Source organism: Mycobacterium sp. C31M, from assembly GCF_053345865.1.
In genome coordinates, this window is sequence record NZ_JBKFAX010000012.1 from 81,673 (window position 1) to 97,302 (window position 15,630).

The window sequence follows — 15,630 nt, forward strand, 5'->3', positions numbered from 1 at the left end:
TCGTCTGTTCGAACTTGCACCGACACGCTACCACTGAACAGTACCGACGGTTTCAAATGAGTGGGAGCTTCACAGCTTGCGTATTCAGTTGCCGATTGACAGGATCCAGTCCGGGCGTAGGAGTGTTGCGGCTAAGCACGGAACTGTGGTGGCACATAGAAATTCTCATGCGGGATTTCTCGGCCCGAAGCGGTGTCGACGATATGGATCCCTTGCTCGTCGCGGACGATCTGGAGATCAGCACCAACGGGAAAGTCATAGATCCCGATAAGGGCCGGTTCGATGTAGCAGACCTCGTTGAAGTCCACGATGTCCCAGTTGGTCGCCACGTCGAGGTACTCACTGGTGTCGATATGACTCATGATTCGCCAACCGTTGTCAGCTGGTCGTTGCGATGGATGTCGGACCATCCATCGCACAACCCCACGACGTTCCATGACGTTTTTGGTAGCCAGACAAACCCCAGCCTTGGGAATGAACTCGATGTAGTCGCTCACGGGTTACAGGCTCCTGGCTGCGGGTTCGTATGCGCTCGCCCTTGCCTTGAGCAGGGGAAGATTCCACACCGAGTTGAAGATGAGATCGCGAAGGGTGCCTGCGTCATACGGCGCACCTAGGTCGAGGTTCGGCTGCGCGAAGATGACGTCGTAGAACGGCTCGCATGCGGTCTCGGGCCTCGGCCCATGCTGGATAAGCACTGCCAGCGGGGGCCCTGACCGCTTGGAGTCCTGATTGATGTTGGCGCCATTTTCGATCAAGCGACGTAACATCGGAGCCTCTTTGGCCGCATCGTGAAAGCGAGAGCCAAACAGAACGTGCAGCACGTTTATACCGTTCGACACGATCGACGGGTCAGCGCCATCGTCGAGCAGTTGATTGGTAATCGCCACCCGTGCATCAATGTCCTTATTTGCGACAGATTTGAACAGCAGTGGCCTGCCACCTGCGGCCAGGCGAGTCGCGTCGGCCGGTGAGTACTCCCCCATGAAATCTTCGTAGGATCCCGACTGCGCTGCGTATTGCAGACTCACTTCAACCCGCCCTTCTGATGCTTCATGGCCCCTCATCGATATGCGATCGGTTCCTGAAAGGGTCCTGCACCCGATATTGCGTCGGATCGCGGAACGTTTCAAGGAATTCCTCGTACGTCGTGATGCCACTGAGGTAATCCTCACGTTGGTAGCGATACTCGCCACCTTCGACGTGCCCCATGTCCCACAGTCCTTTTCGTGGATCGCCCGGCTGCCATTCGATGAGGCGGTGGCCGTCTTGAACAATCCAATCCTCGCCAATCGGGCCCTCGGGGTGCAGGCGGACCCACTGCTGATTCGGTCCCGGTTCTGGCAAGCCGACTCTGCTGTCTTGGATGTCCAGCAGTTGCTCGTCGCGGGAAAGATCCCAGACGCTTTCCACTTGCCCTGGTGCGAAGTCTGGACGACTGTTCGCATACGGAAGCCGATCGCCATTGGCGTCGTACCCAAAGGAGCCGGGGTCGCCATGTGGTGGGAGGTGCCCCGTCGGCGGTGAACTGTGGTCTCCACCCGTGCCCCCAGCAGTAGGGCTGTCGAGTGGCGTAGGCGCCGGCCGATCGAGCATCGGTGCTGGGTGGTGTCCCGCGCTGGGAGCGTCAATGACCTCGTGCGGAATGCCGCTGCGGGCGACATCGTCAAGCGCACCTAGCCGTGCCGCGGCCGCTCCTTCGCCGCCAAATGGCAGCGTAGCCGCCGTAGCGGTAGCGTCGAAAGCCTTCTGTCCCAGCCAGTATTCGGGATTGGCACGCGCGGCCTGGGCCTCGTCGATGATGTTTCGTGCGGCGGTGCCGTACGGGTCCTGGGCAGTCTCAAACAGGCCGGTGCCGACGTCTTTCCACGTGTCCTTGAACTGATCCCAGCCATTCTGTCCAGTGAGGTCGTGAACAGACTCCTCGGTGCTCCGCCAGGCATCGCCGAAGCCCTCCCCGAAGCCGGGCGGCGGTGGCGGCGCTCCCTCCGGTGGGGTGTAGGGCAGCAGCGGCTTCTGGGCGTTCGCCACCATGTCGTTGAGGCGCTGCTCGATCTGATCGGCTGGCACCCCGTCCTGCTGCATCAGCTTGCGAGCCGTTGCCTTGAACTCCTCAACCTTGGCGGGGTCCAGGCGCGGTCCGGTGGCAGCGGGAACCGGTTGGCCGGCGACCTCATCCAACGCCTCATTGAGGTTCTCGGGCTGATCTGGGTCGGCGGTCTTCTCTGGCACGAGGAACTCGTCCAGCGGACTCTTGGCCTCATCCGCAGCATCGGTGGCAGGCTTCGCGCCAGCGTCACCCGCGGCTTCCGATGTTGATTCCGGGGGCAGCAGCATGTCCTGCCAGGTCTTGCCGGGCTCTCCAGCATCAGGACCGGCCGCCTCGGTCTTATTGTCGACCAGCTGGATCGTGGGGTCGCGACCGTCACTTGAGGCCTCGCCGTCAAAGCGAATACCTTCGAGCTCGGCAGCCTTGTCTTGAAGCTGTTGCCCGACAAGTGCATCGGTGGCAGCGAGTTGCTCAGCCCGCCAGCGGATGTACTCAGCATGCTCTGTCGCCGCAGTGACTCGGGTGGCGGCGGTTTCGGCGTCGTAGGCACGGGTGTCCGTGACCGAGAGATCCTCGCCGACCTGGAAGTCGTCGGCTTCAGCCTCGGCTATGGCCTCTAGCACTCGGCCACGCGCGCCGGCGATGTCCTGGGCACCTTGGGCCGCGATCTCGGCGGCGGCACGCTGCGCTTCACCCTGCCGACGTGCCACCGCAAGGTCTGCGGTTACACGATCGAGGGCGGCGTCCTTTGCGTCACCCGTCCAGGTGGTACCGCCGGGGCTCAGAATGTTCTGCCGATGCGATTCGAACGCAGACTCACCGGCAGCGGCGGCAGCCCGCCACCGCGTAGCGGCAGCCTCAAGATCCTTGGTGTCCCAGTCCAACACCTGGGAACGGGTTGGCACGGCCGCCCCGGTGCCAGGAGCGGCCACTGGGCTCACACCGACACCGAGGCGATGGCCTCGGCGCTGCCCCCGTCTGTCTCGTCGTAGCTGCGGCTGGCCGTGGTCACGTCGCCGGCCTGACCGGCGATCCTGGTCGCTTGGCGATGGCGGACCGAGACAGCAGCTGCGTCAAGCGCAGCGATTCCCACACCGCTAGGCCGAGCCCCAACAGACCCAGGTTCGGCACCATTTGCCAGCACATCCGCGGCGATCTGCTCGCTATCGAACGCGGCCGCCCGCAGCCCACTGCCGTCGACCTCAAGTTCGTCCGCCATCGCCCCCTCCAAACCCAACGCATGCCTACCGAGCACGCTACCGGACCCCACGAGGTGCAATGCGCAGGAAAGTGCTGGCTGCTGCGCCCTCCGCAGGCGTCCCAAAAAGTGCGCCGAGCTGGCTTACGAGTGCCGGACAATCGAGGTATGAACGACCAGCCGATACCGCCAATCGAATACCGTCCGCCGTACTCGCTGGATTTTGTGTCGCACCTCGACGCAGGCTGCTATCCCGACGAGATGACGGCCGAACTGCTCACCCAGGTGGGCTGCGATGACGAAGGAAGGCGCATGCTCGACGCGTTGACGATCGTTGGACTGGAACTGCGCATGCTCGGCGCTTAGAGCGGTCACTAGTAGTGAAATGCAGCTTTAAAGCCCTTTGAACCCGCGATCCGCAGGCGCGCGCATCGCGAGAAGTAGAAGCCGCCCACGCTCAAGTTGCTGCGGTTGTCTTGACGAACCCATCAGCGGGGACTGTAGACGTTGGCAGGGAGTTTCTACGTGGAGAAGCCCAACGCGGCGCGAAGCGATGCGCGGTGGCGAAGGTACGCATCGCCCGGATCTCGATCCGCCGCTTCGATGCGGATGAGCGGTGGATACCCCATCGCCGGAGTCGCCAAGTCCCGCAGCGCGTCGTAATAAGCGCGCTGACGCTGCCTGCCTCCGTTGCCGAAGCCACGCGCCGACTTGGTACGAAAATAGCCATCGGATTTGCGCTGCCATTTTCGGCACAGCTCCATGTACTCCTGAAGGTCGAAGCCAAGCGGTGCGTCCGGTGGATACAACTCCAGCGTCTGCAATCGGAACGACGTGAAGTGTTGCGACTCATCAACTTCGATCAGAGTGCGCGACGGCGGGTAGGTGAAGTCACCGCGAAGGCGCGTAGGACGGGCCGTCGCAAGTACCGCGAGGTCGCCGCCGAGTACAAGGTAGATGCGTTCGAGCACGTCGACAGCCAGGCGGCGCTCCCCATCAGTAGGCAGCCCGAGGTGGCCGCGTTGATTCAGCCAGTCGACCGACTGGCCCGCTAACTTGACACCATCGGCTGCCGCTGTCTCGGCGAACATCCGCTGGGTATCCCCAACTGGCATGCTCAACATCCTCTCAGCTGCGAGAAGCTGTTGGTCTAGCGGCACCCGCGCAGGGCCGACGCCGGGTGCCAGTCTTCAACCGAGTCGGGCGCGGCTTAAGACTCGCCAATTGTCTATTCCGGCGCGCCTACATGCGGGAACGCCAGGCAGGATCTCATTCATGGCCGCTCATGATGCACCACTGACCGACGCCCAGCTCAAGGTATTGCAGTGGATCAACGACGGTTGCCCGGATGATGTCTTCGCCGGCTGGGCGCATCGAACGTCCGCCCGTGCGCTCGCGAACCGCGGCCTTGCTCGGATCAAGGGCCGCGGCGACTCCTGGGTAGCCACGATCGAGCCAGCAGGAACGCACTATCTGCAGCACGGCGCATTTCCGAAGAAACCGTCCGTTCCCCAGACGTCCCGGTCCGCTCCCCGACGGCATCGCCAGGCACGGTCAAAACCAGCCGCTGTTGCCGTCCCGGCCAGCGATGGGTCCGCACCGGATCCAAGTTCAGCGCCCTCAACGGTGCTCAAGCTCGGCGTCGCCGAGCAGCTCATCGGAGCACTGGCCCAAGCAGGGAAGTCCGGCCTCGCAGTGGCACCAGGCGATGTCCCCACTGTTCGCAGACGTCTCACGCGCGCCGAACGTGACAACCGGATTCCAGCGGGGTATCGGGTTGCCTGCGAGCCAGCAGCGATCAATGGACAGCAGGACGTGGTCCTCCGACTCCAACCCATCCCACCTTGGCACGTGGCAGCATTGCGGCCGCGGGTACGCAAGACCTCCGTACACACCGCGCTGGCAGAAGAACTCAACGACAGCAACACTTTTCAGGTCACCGGGGAACCACGCGAACGCGCGCTGCGACTGATTGACGCAATGGTTCGTGGCGCCCAAAGTCGCGGAATGTCAGTCGCTGCAGCTCAAGTCGAGGTTCACGATCGGTACGGTCGCAATCCACAGGTCCGGGACGAACTCGTCTTCACAATCGAGCCTGACAAGGTCAGCCTGCATTTCAGCCAAGGTGTCGACAAAGTCCCCCACGAACCCACCGAGCGGGAGTTGGCCCGGGCTCGGCGGGGGTACCTCTTTCCTGACTTCGACGAGTGTCCCTCTACGCACCTGAGAATCCGGCTTGGCGACGGCAAGACAGCCGCTTTCTGGTCGTCCGCCTGGGACGACTCAGACAGTCATCGGCTGGAGGACGACCTCCCCCGAATCCTCGAAGAGATCCTATTTCAACTCAATCACCAGGTCGCCGCTCGCGAGGCCGAAGAACGTCGACAGATCGAGGCTGAATACCGACTCGATCGACAACGAAAGGCATGGGACGACGCTCGGGCAGCCGCTGTCATCGCCTTCAATGACAAGTTCATCCGTGACTCAATGCTCCGGGAGGCGCAGGCCTGGCGAGAAGCAGAGGCGCTGCGCGATTACGCGGTGGCAGTCAGTGAACGGGCAGCCCGCTCGGACGAACCTGACAGCACGCGGCTCCTTGAATGGGCTCACGAGATTCGCGGGCACGCAGCCGTACTTGACCCCATCGCGACTACTGGTGGCCGGCCCGTCCCGCCGTCGCCGAGCATGGTCGACCTGACTCCCTTCATGGCCAACCATGGCATCTGGCGGCCGTGATCACCACCATCGTCCACGCCGAACCGGCACCTGAATCACTGGAATCTCCGAGGGCTTGAGAGGCCGGTCAACGTGCGGGCGGACCGTCGCCGCGGTGATACGACCCTCGACATGCTCCTGCTCAATGATCTCCGCGACGAGCGAGTGCTCATGCGATTTGAGCTGATCGATCACCCGTGCAAGCAACTCGTCTAGGCGCCGGACCTCTGCTTCAGCGGCGTCAATGCGTTCCTGCAGCGTCACGGCTCGGTGACCGCACCACGCACGTAGCAATTCGTGAAGCGGCCGACCGTATCGCAGGTAGCTGTCGTACTCCCGCTCCGGGGATGTGGTGTATCGATGGCCTGCGAGGTCCGTGGCTGGCTGACCGCGTTTGCAGAGTTCTCGGTACTTCTGCTCGTCGTCGACCACCCACGCAAGAACTGGCATCGGGTTGGCGTGGGCGATCGCCGCGGCCAGCCGCATCGTGCCCTCCGGCGACACGACGACAGCACCGTCGTCCTCGAAATAGTCGAGTTGATCAAGGACCTCATCGACAGCGACTCCGATCAGCGCCGCAAGTGCTGCACGGTCCCGAATGATCGTGACAGGTCGCGAGTACTTCCAGTTGAGCTCGGCGACTGAGTACGAGACAACTTCCCGGAATACGTACTCGATCGCTCCGCTTTCGGCGCTATCAAGGGGTTCCTCGTTGAGGAAGCGCTCCCAGTGCGCCATGAGCTTGTCGTAGTCCCCAACCTCAGACCAAGAGCCATGCAGACGCCCGGCAGGTATGTTCTCCACGGTTCCGGCCTTCTCGCCTTCGAGGAACTCGACCTCGTACCGAGGTGTCTTCTTACGCTGATCAATCGCAACGACCCGAACCCGCTCCGAAGGATCGAACTCACGCAGACGATAGATGTGCTCCGTTCCGGGCACGATCAAAGAGGCGTTCACCCATCTACTTTCCACCACAAGAACCCGCACCGCTGCTCAGCACGGCGAAGGGGGCCACTCTCGACAATCGGGGTAATAGTCGGCCGGCGCGCGTCCGACTGATCGCGCGGTGCTCGCAAATAGCACTGCACCGCCAATGAAGAAGTGCAATCAGCCCAAGTCGGCGAAGATCTTCCGAATAGCCTTCTTGTGTCGTACGTCCATGAGCTGCTCATGAAGCGGCGACGATTCCGTCACCGCAACAATTACCCTGACTCTGCGATCCGTGCGTTGCGCCGGATCGGTCTGAAAGGTGCGTACCTTCCACCCGAGGGAACGACCCGCGCGACGTCCAAGGCCTCGGACTTTCGCGATTTCTTCCACATCCTCTTCGTTGAAGTCGCAATCGTATTGAGACCGTTCCTTCAGCTCAGCGACGATTTGCTCGAACAGAAGGCGATCTCTTCCGGTCAGGTCACCGTTCAACGTGTTTCCTCCCAGTTAGCTCATCTGGCGCAAGCCGAATGCTGATTGCCAATTCTATCGGGGTTATACGTGGGTGAAACGAGGATCAGGTGCATCGTGGCCGGTGTTTCGACACACCGTCTCCGCCTACGCGCTGTTATGCACGGTCCAGGTCGCCGAGACTCGCATCGATTGCCGACCAGGACGTCGGTCAGCTGCTCTAGGCTCCGATCATGGGCAGGCGCATGGCCGACGCGGAGTTCCGACAGCATCAACACGAACATCACCTCGATCCGCACATCGCGCCGATCAACCAGCTTGTCGCCGAACTACAAGACCCTGGCAGCGGCCGATGGCTGCCGGAGGTTGCCCCAATGCACGGCGGCACCGATGCGCTCGTACTGTCCGTGCTTCGCGACCCGGGACCCAAGACTCAGCTTGGTAGCGGATCTGGGTTCCTCTGCATCGAGAACGACGATCCGACGGCCGAGCGACAGCTCGATCTATTTGAGCAGCACGGTATCTCACCGCGTCAGGTGCTGCCGTGGAACGCCTATCCCTGGTACATCAACAGCGCACCCAACGCGGGCCAGCTCAACGACGGAGCCACGGTGCTCCGTCGGCTGCTAGATCTCACTCCGCAGTGCCGGGTGGTGTTGCTCCAAGGCACACATGCTGCCGATGTCTGGCGCCGCGTTCTCAAACAGTCGCCGACACTTGCACAGGAACGAAATCTTGAATCGGTCGAGAGTATTCATCCGGGTCGCCAAGCTCTTTGGACACCAGATCCTGCAGAGCGGCAAGCCCGGCTCGACAAGCAAATGGATGCCTATGCGCGCGTCGCTGCAATAGTCAACCTCGGGTAGGTAGGTCGTGATGCCACTGAACCGGATATCGAACGAAATCGATACCCCAACGCCGGCCGTCCGAGCTAGATTGAGCACCATGAACGTCGGACAGCGCAAGCCTCGGGACTCGGTGGAGACACCGCGGCCCCTGTTCGTCCTCATCCGGGGGTAACGGGCAGGGGCCTTGTCCCCGGAGGCTTTGCCTTGTCCCGCACTGATGCTCACACTCCACTTTGGGTTCGCCTTGCCCGCGGCGAACTCGCCGTAGAGGCACACCATGCGTCCACTCATGACTACTGCGATCTTCCTGCGCGTCCGTCGACTGAACGTCCGACGCGATGTCCCTCCACGAAGTGCTATTGGTCGTTCCGCTACACCGGCACCGCTATTTGCTCCTGCTGGATGTGCCACGCGGGCTGGGAGTTTCGCCGATCCAACCGGCGCGTCCGACAGCGAGGCAGGGTGGATTTGCGTATCTCCCTACGGCAGTGGTCCAGCGGCGATGACTCGGCATTCGACGAACTCACCAATCCGCACCGAAAGCTGTTCTGGTAACCGATCCATGGAGCAAAGCAATTCAGTTGCCATGCATTGCGTGATCGGCCAGCATGGGCACCCATGCGCATCATCTTGGTAACCGGCGCTCGCGACTGGCCGGATGACCACCTCGTGTGGGGTGCGCTCTCAGGGCAGGTACGAGACCATGGACCGTCCGTGCTCGTTCACGGTGGTCTACCAGTCGGCGTCGATGCACTCGCCCACGAGTGGCTCCACCTCGATGATCCGATGTGCGATTTGCCGTGCTGCGATCCAGACATTCGACGGGCAATGCAAGTAGTCGAGGAGATCTATCCCGTCGACCTGCGAACGGACGGGATCGGTGGCATCGCGGCACGCAACCAACGGATGGTTGATCGGGGCGCTGACGTGTGTCTGGCGTTCATCAACACCGCATCGAAGAGCTCGATCGACTGCATGACCCGCGCACGCATCGCGGGCATTCCGGTCATCGAACGCGGTCCTGAAGTAGGGCCACAGGTTGACCACCGGACGCTCTGCTGCGCGGAGTGCGTCCATCCTGCGATCGATCACGGGGCCGCAGGGTGCCAGGTATACGGCCACTTCGATGACTGCAGCTGTACCGGCTACCGGGTTGATCCGATGGACCTGGTGTAGAACGCCCTGACATTCCGACCACCCAACGCTTCACGAAGTCTGTCGGTAGTCCTCCCTACACTAGATTCACGCTGAACCGGAGGTCGCAATGATCACTGCGAGAGAACTTGCCGACGAACTCGGCGTGCCCGAGGACGACGTCATGACTGCGCTCCACGAGATGCGCGAGCTGACCCTCACACCGGACAGCAGCGTGCGGGACAACATCGCTGAGGAAATCCGCGAACGCTTCCGAGAGGGTCGACAGATCGCGCGACCGCAGGCCGACACCGTTCGCCTCGCCTCCGACGAACAGCTGGAACGCCTGCGTAAGAAGCTGGGCGGCACAGAAGCTACTTCGCCGTTACCTCAGATCGACCTGACGCCTCCGCCTCCAAGAATCGCCAGGCAGAAGCCACGGAATTGGCGGCCAGGCAATCCGCCGCTTCCCAAAGTTGTCAGAGCGCTCGCCGACCAGATCGTCATGCATAGCGACGTCCTGCGTCGCCCGCCAGGTGTCGTCTTTGCCGATGAACTTGCCGAGGCGCAAAGTCGAGCGGACGGCTGGATGAAGCAGCGCATTGAATGCGGCGCATTCTTCACCGACGACGACATCGTCCGATGGATCGTCGCATTCCCTCATGAGGTGCTGCGGCCGGAAGAAGTGTTCGAGCTGTCCGCCGCGGGACTGGCTGCCCAAGATGTGCAGCTGCGCCTGTGGTACGGACGCATCAACAGCGGCCGACTTACGTTGTTGCAGCAGATCCGCCGCGGCGACCTATCCATCGGCAAGGCTGCGGCAGACATCGCTGAGTTCAAACGCCGGCAGGGAGCCAGCTGAGCTGAAAGGCTCCGTCCATCGTTAAGCAGCCTGCCAGGACTCGCACGAGAGTCGGCGGTGCACCCTGGAGGAATGGCCGGGCTTAGCGCTCGCTGCGAATCGTCTTCTCCCCACCGTCTTTACCCACAATCTGAGTGATCTCAATGGTCTCAGGCACCAAAGGTGGAATGATGCTGTTAACGTTCTCACCGCCAAACTTCCCAAGTACCTGGTCGGTTTCGATGTACTGCGGTTCGTCACTCACGGTTACTCCCTTTCGATGATCACGCGCGTCGGCTCATCTGGCGCGGGTTGCTGTTGAGACGCTTGGTAGACGTTTAAGCCGGCCAAGAGCACGACGGACGCAGTAGCAAGCAGCAGCAGACGGAACTTCACGGCAACGCCCCACTTGCCATCAATGAGTCGAATCGTCTCGCCGATGGCTTCTTGGTGTCCGAGCGCGAGATTCCAGTGCATCCTCATCGGGACGATCTCGTTAGCGACCAAGCCCTCAGCGGCATCATGCGCGACGTTCACCCGCCACGCCTGCGGCCAGTAAATCGTCACCGCGACAAGCGAGCCGATTCCATATGCAACCATTGAGAAGATAAAGAAGATGCCCTTCGGGCTATCGGAGAGTCCGAAGAAGGTGGCAGCACCGGTGGCAAGCGCCAGAACCGTCGTGGTGTTGGTCCGATATGTCGCGAGGAGCTTATCCATGACTTCGCGAGCCGCTTTGGATTCTTCGTAGAACAGCTCGACCGACCCGGCATACATCCGCGCCTTCGGCGGGTGCGCGACAGACGGAGGCTCGGTCACCCTTCTCCCCCGGGTCCATCGACGAAACTTTGCAGGTAGGCGTCGGCAAAGTCGGTCTTTATCTTGACCCAGAGCGGGCTGTGGTCCGACATCTGAAACGTGCGCCAGAACTGGTAGTACTCGAGCTCATCGTCGTCATCACCACGGTCATTGGTCGCACCGCCGTCTCGGGCTGCCTTAATGTCACCCCTATACGCATCGAGCTGGTCGTCGCGGAATACATGGTCGTAGACATCGAACATGCCGCCGGTCTCGACCTCGAACCGCTTGTCTTGGACCCGCACTGCGATCTGGTCGTAATAGTGGGCGCCGTCTTCGCGGACCTGGTCGCCGTCGATTTTATCGGGTATCGAAAATCCGCGCTTTCGGAGCGCATGTGCCGTTGCATGCTCAGGGCTTATGACGTTGAAATCGCCAAGTAGGATGTAGTTTTCGGCTTCGACCCGCGAATACGCCCGTCCGGCGGTCTTTGCGGCGAGCTTGTCCGCTTCAATCTCCCGGTCCTGGCGGTCTGCGAAGAAGGCGACCAGCTTCTCGATCTCCTGGATGCGCCGTTTGAGTTTGTCCCCGGAGTCCTCACCGTAGTAAATGTGCACCGTGCAAAGGCTGAACTTGAACCACCCCGACTGGAACGCAACCAGAAACGGCGTCCGCGCAAACTGCCCGTTGCCTTCGATCTCGGGACGCTCTTTCGGTGCACGCTTTGCGTCCTTGGGCGCGACGATCGTCTTGCTCTGCGGCAATACAACTTCGCCGGCGATCTTCCGGAAGAAGACCTTGTCCTTATTGAACAGAAATGCCATCCGCTCGTCGTTGCCGCTGACCCCTTCAGTCGCGTCGGTGACGATGTAGTCCCATCCGCCGCCGAGGATGTCCATCACTCGACGGAGTGGCTCCAGACTGCGGTTGATTTCCTGGACCGCCACGAGATCGAAGGTACTGATGACTTCGGCAATGTAGTAGAAAGACTCGTCTTTACGCGGACCGAACTTGAACCCGTTGCCGTCGAAGTCACGGATGTTCCACGTCGCGAGTAGCAGCGAATCATCTGACCGATGCTTTCGAATCGGTGACATTGCCTTTCGGAGCGCCAGAATGTGCTCTGCACACCGAGCGAGCTCATCCGGCCGGTTCTTGAATACCACCCGGAGCCGTGCATAGATGTTCGACATAGGCGTCTCCCCCGTAACGCGCTACTGACCGATTATGGCGGCAGCATACAGCCTAGCGGTCTACGAGTCCGCGATTCGCAAACCAGTTTATCTAGCCGCCACCTTGCTCGTTGACAACGCAACCAGACCGTTCAATCGGCGGACACCACAGCACTCAAACGAATGCACGAGCAACGGACGGGCAATCCCTCGAAATGGAGCTGAATTCATCCGAGCTACGGCCGCGAATCGGTCGGCATCTACTCGGTGATTAGTTCGCCAAGGTCCTGCTGAATCGTTCTGGTCACCGCCTGCTGAAAGTCCTGGGCAAGGACCGAATCGACTTCCGAGAGGTAGCGCCACGCCTTACGCTGAGAGATTCCGGCAAGAGGGCGGCGATCACCCCGAAGTAATCCGTAGAGATGGGTCGCCAGCTTCACGTATCCAGTCCTCCCGGCAATAGGAACGAACTGATCCGTGAGCGGAGAGCGGATGGCGAGGTAGGGGTCAGTGAGCATCTCGAAGGAAAAGTCGACAATCTTTTGTGGCCAGTACACCGCTGCGACCTCACCGACAACCCCCGCAGAGCTCAGTTGTTGGTAATGCGCGGCGTTGTCGACGAATACGACGAGTGATGAATAGCCATCGACACGCCACTCTGTGCCGATGAGACCCGTCCTGACGGGCAGCGGGTTCCAGTAGTGATGGAAGGACGGACGCTCGTCGAGGCGCGGACTGATATCGAGGGTGCCGAATCCAGGCACCCGGAGCCAAGTATGTCCACCCCCGCCGTGACCCACGGATGGATCGCCCTCGTCGCGGGGCGGCTGCGAGAAAGCAGTCTTACCGTGCACTAATTGGGCTTTGACACCGTGGGCTGCGAGGACCGCAGCGAGGACTACTGAGTGGTCGCGGCAGCTCCATCCGGAATCCCACGAACGATCCCGATCGTTGTAAAACGGGGCAACATGAAGCAACGCGTGCAAGTCGTCGCGAGCTCTGCTATCCAGAATCCGGTTCACCTCCTCGACCACAACAGGGTGGCGTGGCCCGGTCGGCTGATCCGAATAGTCGCCGATAGATCGTGTCGCGGTGCAGTCGGTCACCCGGCGGATCATTGCCACGACCTACATCCTCGCGCCTCACCACCAGCTGTCGCGGAAGCCGAGTCGCTTCCGCGCGTCCTGCAGTTCGCTGTAGTCGGGATCTTTCACCGTCGGCGTCCCGATTGGACGCTCCAGCGGGTTGCGGCTCGCACAGTAATCGTTGCACCAGCGCAACCACGCATGAGCAGCGGCGCGACCATCATCGTCAGCAATCGTCTCAATCCGCTGCTTCATCGCGGTAACCAAGTGACTTTGCTTTATCCCGAACCGACGTGCTCTACGTATAGTCGCGAAGAAGGTCGAGCGGGTCGACTTCCAGGAAGTCGGCGATTCGCTCCAGCGTCTGCAGTGTCAGGTTCCGTTCACCGCGTTCGACGGCGCCCATGTAGGTCCGGTGCACGCCCATGTAGTCGGCGAAGGCCTCCTGGCTGTACCCGTGCTCCAGCCGATAGCGGCGCAGATTGCGCCCCACGATCTTCTGTAGCTGACCTTCCATATCGCCACAGAACGATTCCGTTCCGCTACTTGACGGTCTACAGACTTATATGTAGCGTCCCAGGTCCTGACGGGCGGCGGAGGAAGGGGACGAACATGGCCGGCGGCGACTAAATCAACACGAACTGTCAGATCACGCTGCCTCGCGACCTTGGTCGCGGGGCAGTTCTGACTTCAGCGTCCAGGTGAACGCGAATCCCGCCTTCGAGAGCAGCCACCCAGGCGACTCCACTGAAATAACCCGGCCAGGAACGGTACTCGGCAACTGCGATACCTGCGGCGGCACAAGTGCGCCCACGGTGTCGCTGACACGCATCTGCGCGATGTCGGTATTGGTGTAGTCCATCGTCAGGGAAACGTTCCGACCCGGCTGCGGAAGCTCGAAAAACAACCGGTGGCCCCACGTTGGTGTCACGGTGCGGAACACCTGGCGGATGCGCACTTGCTCTCCAGTCTGCGCAGCAGCGCCGAGGTGAACCGTGTATGTCTGGCCTGTCTTGCGTGCAGTACGCGAAATCTGCTGAGGATCTCCATCGACGGTGAGTTCGAGCAGTTCGTAGAACCGCCGATCGGCGGCATCTATGCCTGGCCGGGGTGTCATAAACCACGCAGCTGTCGCTGGAGCGTCTAAGACCAGGTCATGATACTCATCGCGGTCCGATACACACGCGAAGCGCCGAACCGGCCCGGACGGCACAGTGGTGTACTCCCACTCCACGACGACGTCAAACAGAGGAGTGCCGCCGGCACTCCTGTCTGATGCATTAGAAAGTCTGACGCGAACCTCAACGTCGTACCAACGTTCAGCGGCGTGGATGGCTTGGTCGCGGATGTCGCGGTAGATCTCGCGGGCGAACTGCTCATCGCCAAGCCGCAAACTCATGACGTTGGACGCGATGTCGTCGAGGAGTTCTGGATTTGCAACGCGTTTCAGGTCGTCTGGGTGGATGGCGAAGCCTTCGATCACGGCATCACGCATGGCCGGTGCTTGTTCCTTGATGATCTCCCGAAACTGCTCGACCGTCGCTTCCTCCTGATCTTTGCGGAAGCTGTACTCGAAGAGGGTGCCGAGAAGCCCCGCACCGAAAAGGGTTCCGCCGAGTTCGGCGAGCGGCACGGCGTGCAGCCAATTCCAGGTGCCGAGGTCCAGGTCTGCAATCCAGCCGTTGAGCATGATGAGCAGAACACCCGAAAATGTCAGGGCGACGGCAAGCAGAGCCGCTTTGGTCTTGCGGAGACGAGACGCCGTCGATGATCGTCGGTTACCTGGCATTGCTTATGGCTATTGTAGCAAACCTGCAGTTCAGAGCCTATAGCCAACGAACCATTTCGATCAGGCGGATGACGAGATCGCCAGTACATGCATCGCCCGACGCACACCGGCGTGTAAGTATCTTCCCTGCAGCGTCGCTTCGTGCGCGAACCCGAGTTCTTTGAACAGTTCGAGTGACGGATTGTTGCCCTCTACGACCCAAGCTTCCAGGCGCCTGAGGCCAAGATAGCCGAATCCCCAACTGATTACGTGCTGAACTCCCGCTCTGCCGTAGCCGCCGCGGCGGTCGGCTGGGTTCCAGATGCAGACGCCGATCTGAGCAAGGCGGTTTCGCCAGTCGATGGCATGCAGGGAGCATTCACCGACGAGGCGACCATCCGATTCCTCGACAACGAAGCTGTACTCAGTGGCCGGCTGCGGCCCGGCAGTCGCGGCGATCTTGCGGCGCAATTCCGCAGGACTGCGGGGACGCCAGTAGGGCGGTCCGTATTGTGCCAATTCTTGCCAGTCGGCGCAGGCGCCAACGATTACTGCTACGTCGTCGTCGACCAACGCCCGGATGTGCACCGTCTCGCCCCTTTGGTTCTCGCCGTCGGCGA

At 61.3% G+C, this 15,630-nt stretch carries 20 protein-coding genes; 6 read left to right on the forward strand and 14 right to left on the reverse strand.

The genetic code is table 11. The features are described 5' to 3' along the window. Window positions 1–131 precede the first annotated feature (131 nt). Genes ACLBYA_RS18970 through ACLBYA_RS18985 form a run of 4 tightly spaced genes read right to left on the reverse strand, consistent with a single transcriptional unit; the run spans window position 132 to window position 3,269 of the window. The gene (locus tag ACLBYA_RS18970) at window positions 132–497 is read right to left on the reverse strand and encodes a DUF2185 domain-containing protein (RefSeq protein ID WP_447710980.1); all 366 of its coding nucleotides are present in this window, start codon (window positions 495–497) and stop codon (window positions 132–134) included. A 3-nt stretch (window positions 498–500) separates the two neighbouring features. Continuing rightward, window positions 501–1,031 (reverse strand): hypothetical protein, encoded by a 531-nt coding sequence (locus ACLBYA_RS18975; RefSeq protein WP_447710981.1) that lies wholly within the window; start codon window positions 1,029–1,031, stop codon window positions 501–503. Window positions 1,032–1,053: 22 nt separating this feature from the next. After that, window positions 1,054–2,955: an HNH/ENDO VII family nuclease gene (locus ACLBYA_RS18980; protein ID WP_447710982.1), complete on the reverse strand. Its 1,902-nt coding sequence runs from the start codon at window positions 2,953–2,955 to the stop codon at window positions 1,054–1,056. Window positions 2,956–2,987: 32 nt separating this feature from the next. Next, window positions 2,988–3,269 (reverse strand): hypothetical protein, encoded by a 282-nt coding sequence (locus ACLBYA_RS18985; protein ID WP_447710983.1) that lies wholly within the window; start codon window positions 3,267–3,269, stop codon window positions 2,988–2,990. 147 nt (window positions 3,270–3,416) lie between these two features. On the opposite strand from ACLBYA_RS18985, the gene ACLBYA_RS18990 reads away from it, so the two are divergent. Next, a complete protein-coding gene (locus ACLBYA_RS18990) occupies window positions 3,417–3,614 on the forward strand; it encodes a hypothetical protein (protein ID WP_447710984.1) in 198 nt (65 codons plus the stop codon). Between the two features lie 155 nt (window positions 3,615–3,769). Here ACLBYA_RS18990 and ACLBYA_RS18995 read toward each other — a convergent pair whose 3' ends face one another. Continuing rightward, on the reverse strand, window positions 3,770–4,339 hold the full coding sequence (locus tag ACLBYA_RS18995; protein WP_447710985.1) for a DUF7255 family protein: 570 nt from the start codon (window positions 4,337–4,339) through the stop codon (window positions 3,770–3,772). 184 nt (window positions 4,340–4,523) lie between these two features. Here ACLBYA_RS18995 and ACLBYA_RS19000 point away from each other — a divergent pair, with 184 nt between their 5' ends. Beyond that, complete coding sequence (locus tag ACLBYA_RS19000) at window positions 4,524–5,984, forward strand: hypothetical protein (protein ID WP_447710986.1); 1,461 nt, start codon at window positions 4,524–4,526, stop codon at window positions 5,982–5,984. On the opposite strand, the gene ACLBYA_RS19005 is transcribed toward ACLBYA_RS19000, so the two are convergent. Then, the gene (locus ACLBYA_RS19005) at window positions 5,985–6,920 is read right to left on the reverse strand and encodes a hypothetical protein (RefSeq protein ID WP_447710987.1); all 936 of its coding nucleotides are present in this window, start codon (window positions 6,918–6,920) and stop codon (window positions 5,985–5,987) included. A 213-nt stretch (window positions 6,921–7,133) separates the two neighbouring features. Between ACLBYA_RS19005 and ACLBYA_RS19010 the strand changes: the two genes are divergently transcribed. The 4 genes from ACLBYA_RS19010 (at window position 7,134) to ACLBYA_RS19025 (ending at window position 10,208) form a co-directional block, all read left to right on the forward strand. Further along, on the forward strand, window positions 7,134–7,430 hold the full coding sequence (locus tag ACLBYA_RS19010) for a hypothetical protein (protein WP_447710988.1): 297 nt from the start codon (window positions 7,134–7,136) through the stop codon (window positions 7,428–7,430). Between the two features lie 167 nt (window positions 7,431–7,597). After that, on the forward strand, window positions 7,598–8,230 hold the full coding sequence (locus tag ACLBYA_RS19015) for a uracil-DNA glycosylase (RefSeq protein WP_447710989.1): 633 nt from the start codon (window positions 7,598–7,600) through the stop codon (window positions 8,228–8,230). A 600-nt stretch (window positions 8,231–8,830) separates the two neighbouring features. After that, entirely contained in the window at window positions 8,831–9,388 is a 558-nt protein-coding gene (locus ACLBYA_RS19020) for an SLOG family protein (protein ID WP_447710990.1), read from the forward strand. Window positions 9,389–9,476: 88 nt separating this feature from the next. Continuing rightward, window positions 9,477–10,208 (forward strand): hypothetical protein, encoded by a 732-nt coding sequence (locus tag ACLBYA_RS19025; RefSeq protein WP_447710991.1) that lies wholly within the window; start codon window positions 9,477–9,479, stop codon window positions 10,206–10,208. An 82-nt stretch (window positions 10,209–10,290) separates the two neighbouring features. Here the strand turns inward: ACLBYA_RS19025 and ACLBYA_RS19030 are convergent, their stop codons facing one another. The 8 genes from ACLBYA_RS19030 to ACLBYA_RS19065 form a co-directional block, all read right to left on the reverse strand. Further along, the gene (locus ACLBYA_RS19030) at window positions 10,291–10,452 is read right to left on the reverse strand and encodes a hypothetical protein (RefSeq protein WP_447710992.1); all 162 of its coding nucleotides are present in this window, start codon (window positions 10,450–10,452) and stop codon (window positions 10,291–10,293) included. Between the two features lie 2 nt (window positions 10,453–10,454). Continuing rightward, entirely contained in the window at window positions 10,455–11,006 is a 552-nt protein-coding gene (locus tag ACLBYA_RS19035; RefSeq protein ID WP_447710993.1) for a hypothetical protein, read from the reverse strand. Next, window positions 11,003–12,178: an endonuclease/exonuclease/phosphatase family protein gene (locus ACLBYA_RS19040; RefSeq protein ID WP_447710994.1), complete on the reverse strand. Its 1,176-nt coding sequence runs from the start codon at window positions 12,176–12,178 to the stop codon at window positions 11,003–11,005. The genes ACLBYA_RS19035 and ACLBYA_RS19040 overlap by 4 nt, the downstream gene beginning before the upstream one ends. 239 nt (window positions 12,179–12,417) lie before the next feature. Further along, on the reverse strand, window positions 12,418–13,281 hold the full coding sequence (locus ACLBYA_RS19045; protein WP_447710995.1) for a hypothetical protein: 864 nt from the start codon (window positions 13,279–13,281) through the stop codon (window positions 12,418–12,420). An 18-nt stretch (window positions 13,282–13,299) separates the two neighbouring features. Then, complete coding sequence (locus ACLBYA_RS19050; RefSeq protein ID WP_447710996.1) at window positions 13,300–13,497, reverse strand: hypothetical protein; 198 nt, start codon at window positions 13,495–13,497, stop codon at window positions 13,300–13,302. A gap of 43 nt (window positions 13,498–13,540) precedes the next feature. Continuing rightward, window positions 13,541–13,759, reverse strand: coding sequence for a helix-turn-helix domain-containing protein (locus ACLBYA_RS19055; RefSeq protein WP_447710997.1), 219 nt, complete (start codon window positions 13,757–13,759; stop codon window positions 13,541–13,543). Between the two features lie 132 nt (window positions 13,760–13,891). Then, on the reverse strand, window positions 13,892–15,031 hold the full coding sequence (locus ACLBYA_RS19060; protein WP_447710998.1) for a hypothetical protein: 1,140 nt from the start codon (window positions 15,029–15,031) through the stop codon (window positions 13,892–13,894). Window positions 15,032–15,091: 60 nt separating this feature from the next. Continuing rightward, window positions 15,092–15,598 carry a GNAT family N-acetyltransferase gene (locus ACLBYA_RS19065; protein ID WP_447710999.1) on the reverse strand — a complete coding sequence of 169 codons (507 nt, stop codon included), beginning with the start codon at window positions 15,596–15,598 and terminating at the stop codon, window positions 15,092–15,094. Between the last annotated feature and the right edge of the window lie 32 nt (window positions 15,599–15,630).

What these genes read in the sequence shown, in the direction of transcription:
- ACLBYA_RS19015 (WP_447710989.1), top strand. Translation starts at nt 7,598, where the DNA reads ATGGGCAGGCGCATGGCCGACGCGGAGTTCCGACAGCATCAACACGAA.
- ACLBYA_RS19055 (WP_447710997.1), bottom strand. Translation starts at nt 13,759, where the DNA reads ATGGAAGGTCAGCTACAGAAGATCGTGGGGCGCAATCTGCGCCGCTAT.
- ACLBYA_RS19000 (WP_447710986.1), top strand. Translation starts at nt 4,524, where the DNA reads ATGGCCGCTCATGATGCACCACTGACCGACGCCCAGCTCAAGGTATTG.
- ACLBYA_RS19010 (WP_447710988.1), top strand. Translation starts at nt 7,134, where the DNA reads ATGAAGCGGCGACGATTCCGTCACCGCAACAATTACCCTGACTCTGCG.
- ACLBYA_RS19060 (WP_447710998.1), bottom strand. Translation starts at nt 15,031, where the DNA reads ATGCCAGGTAACCGACGATCATCGACGGCGTCTCGTCTCCGCAAGACC.
- ACLBYA_RS19025 (WP_447710991.1), top strand. Translation starts at nt 9,477, where the DNA reads ATGATCACTGCGAGAGAACTTGCCGACGAACTCGGCGTGCCCGAGGAC.
- ACLBYA_RS19020 (WP_447710990.1), top strand. Translation starts at nt 8,831, where the DNA reads ATGCGCATCATCTTGGTAACCGGCGCTCGCGACTGGCCGGATGACCAC.
- ACLBYA_RS19040 (WP_447710994.1), bottom strand. Translation starts at nt 12,178, where the DNA reads ATGTCGAACATCTATGCACGGCTCCGGGTGGTATTCAAGAACCGGCCG.
- ACLBYA_RS18985 (WP_447710983.1), bottom strand. Translation starts at nt 3,269, where the DNA reads ATGGCGGACGAACTTGAGGTCGACGGCAGTGGGCTGCGGGCGGCCGCG.
- ACLBYA_RS19050 (WP_447710996.1), bottom strand. Translation starts at nt 13,497, where the DNA reads ATGAAGCAGCGGATTGAGACGATTGCTGACGATGATGGTCGCGCCGCT.
- ACLBYA_RS18990 (WP_447710984.1), top strand. Translation starts at nt 3,417, where the DNA reads ATGAACGACCAGCCGATACCGCCAATCGAATACCGTCCGCCGTACTCG.
- ACLBYA_RS18995 (WP_447710985.1), bottom strand. Translation starts at nt 4,339, where the DNA reads ATGTTCGCCGAGACAGCGGCAGCCGATGGTGTCAAGTTAGCGGGCCAG.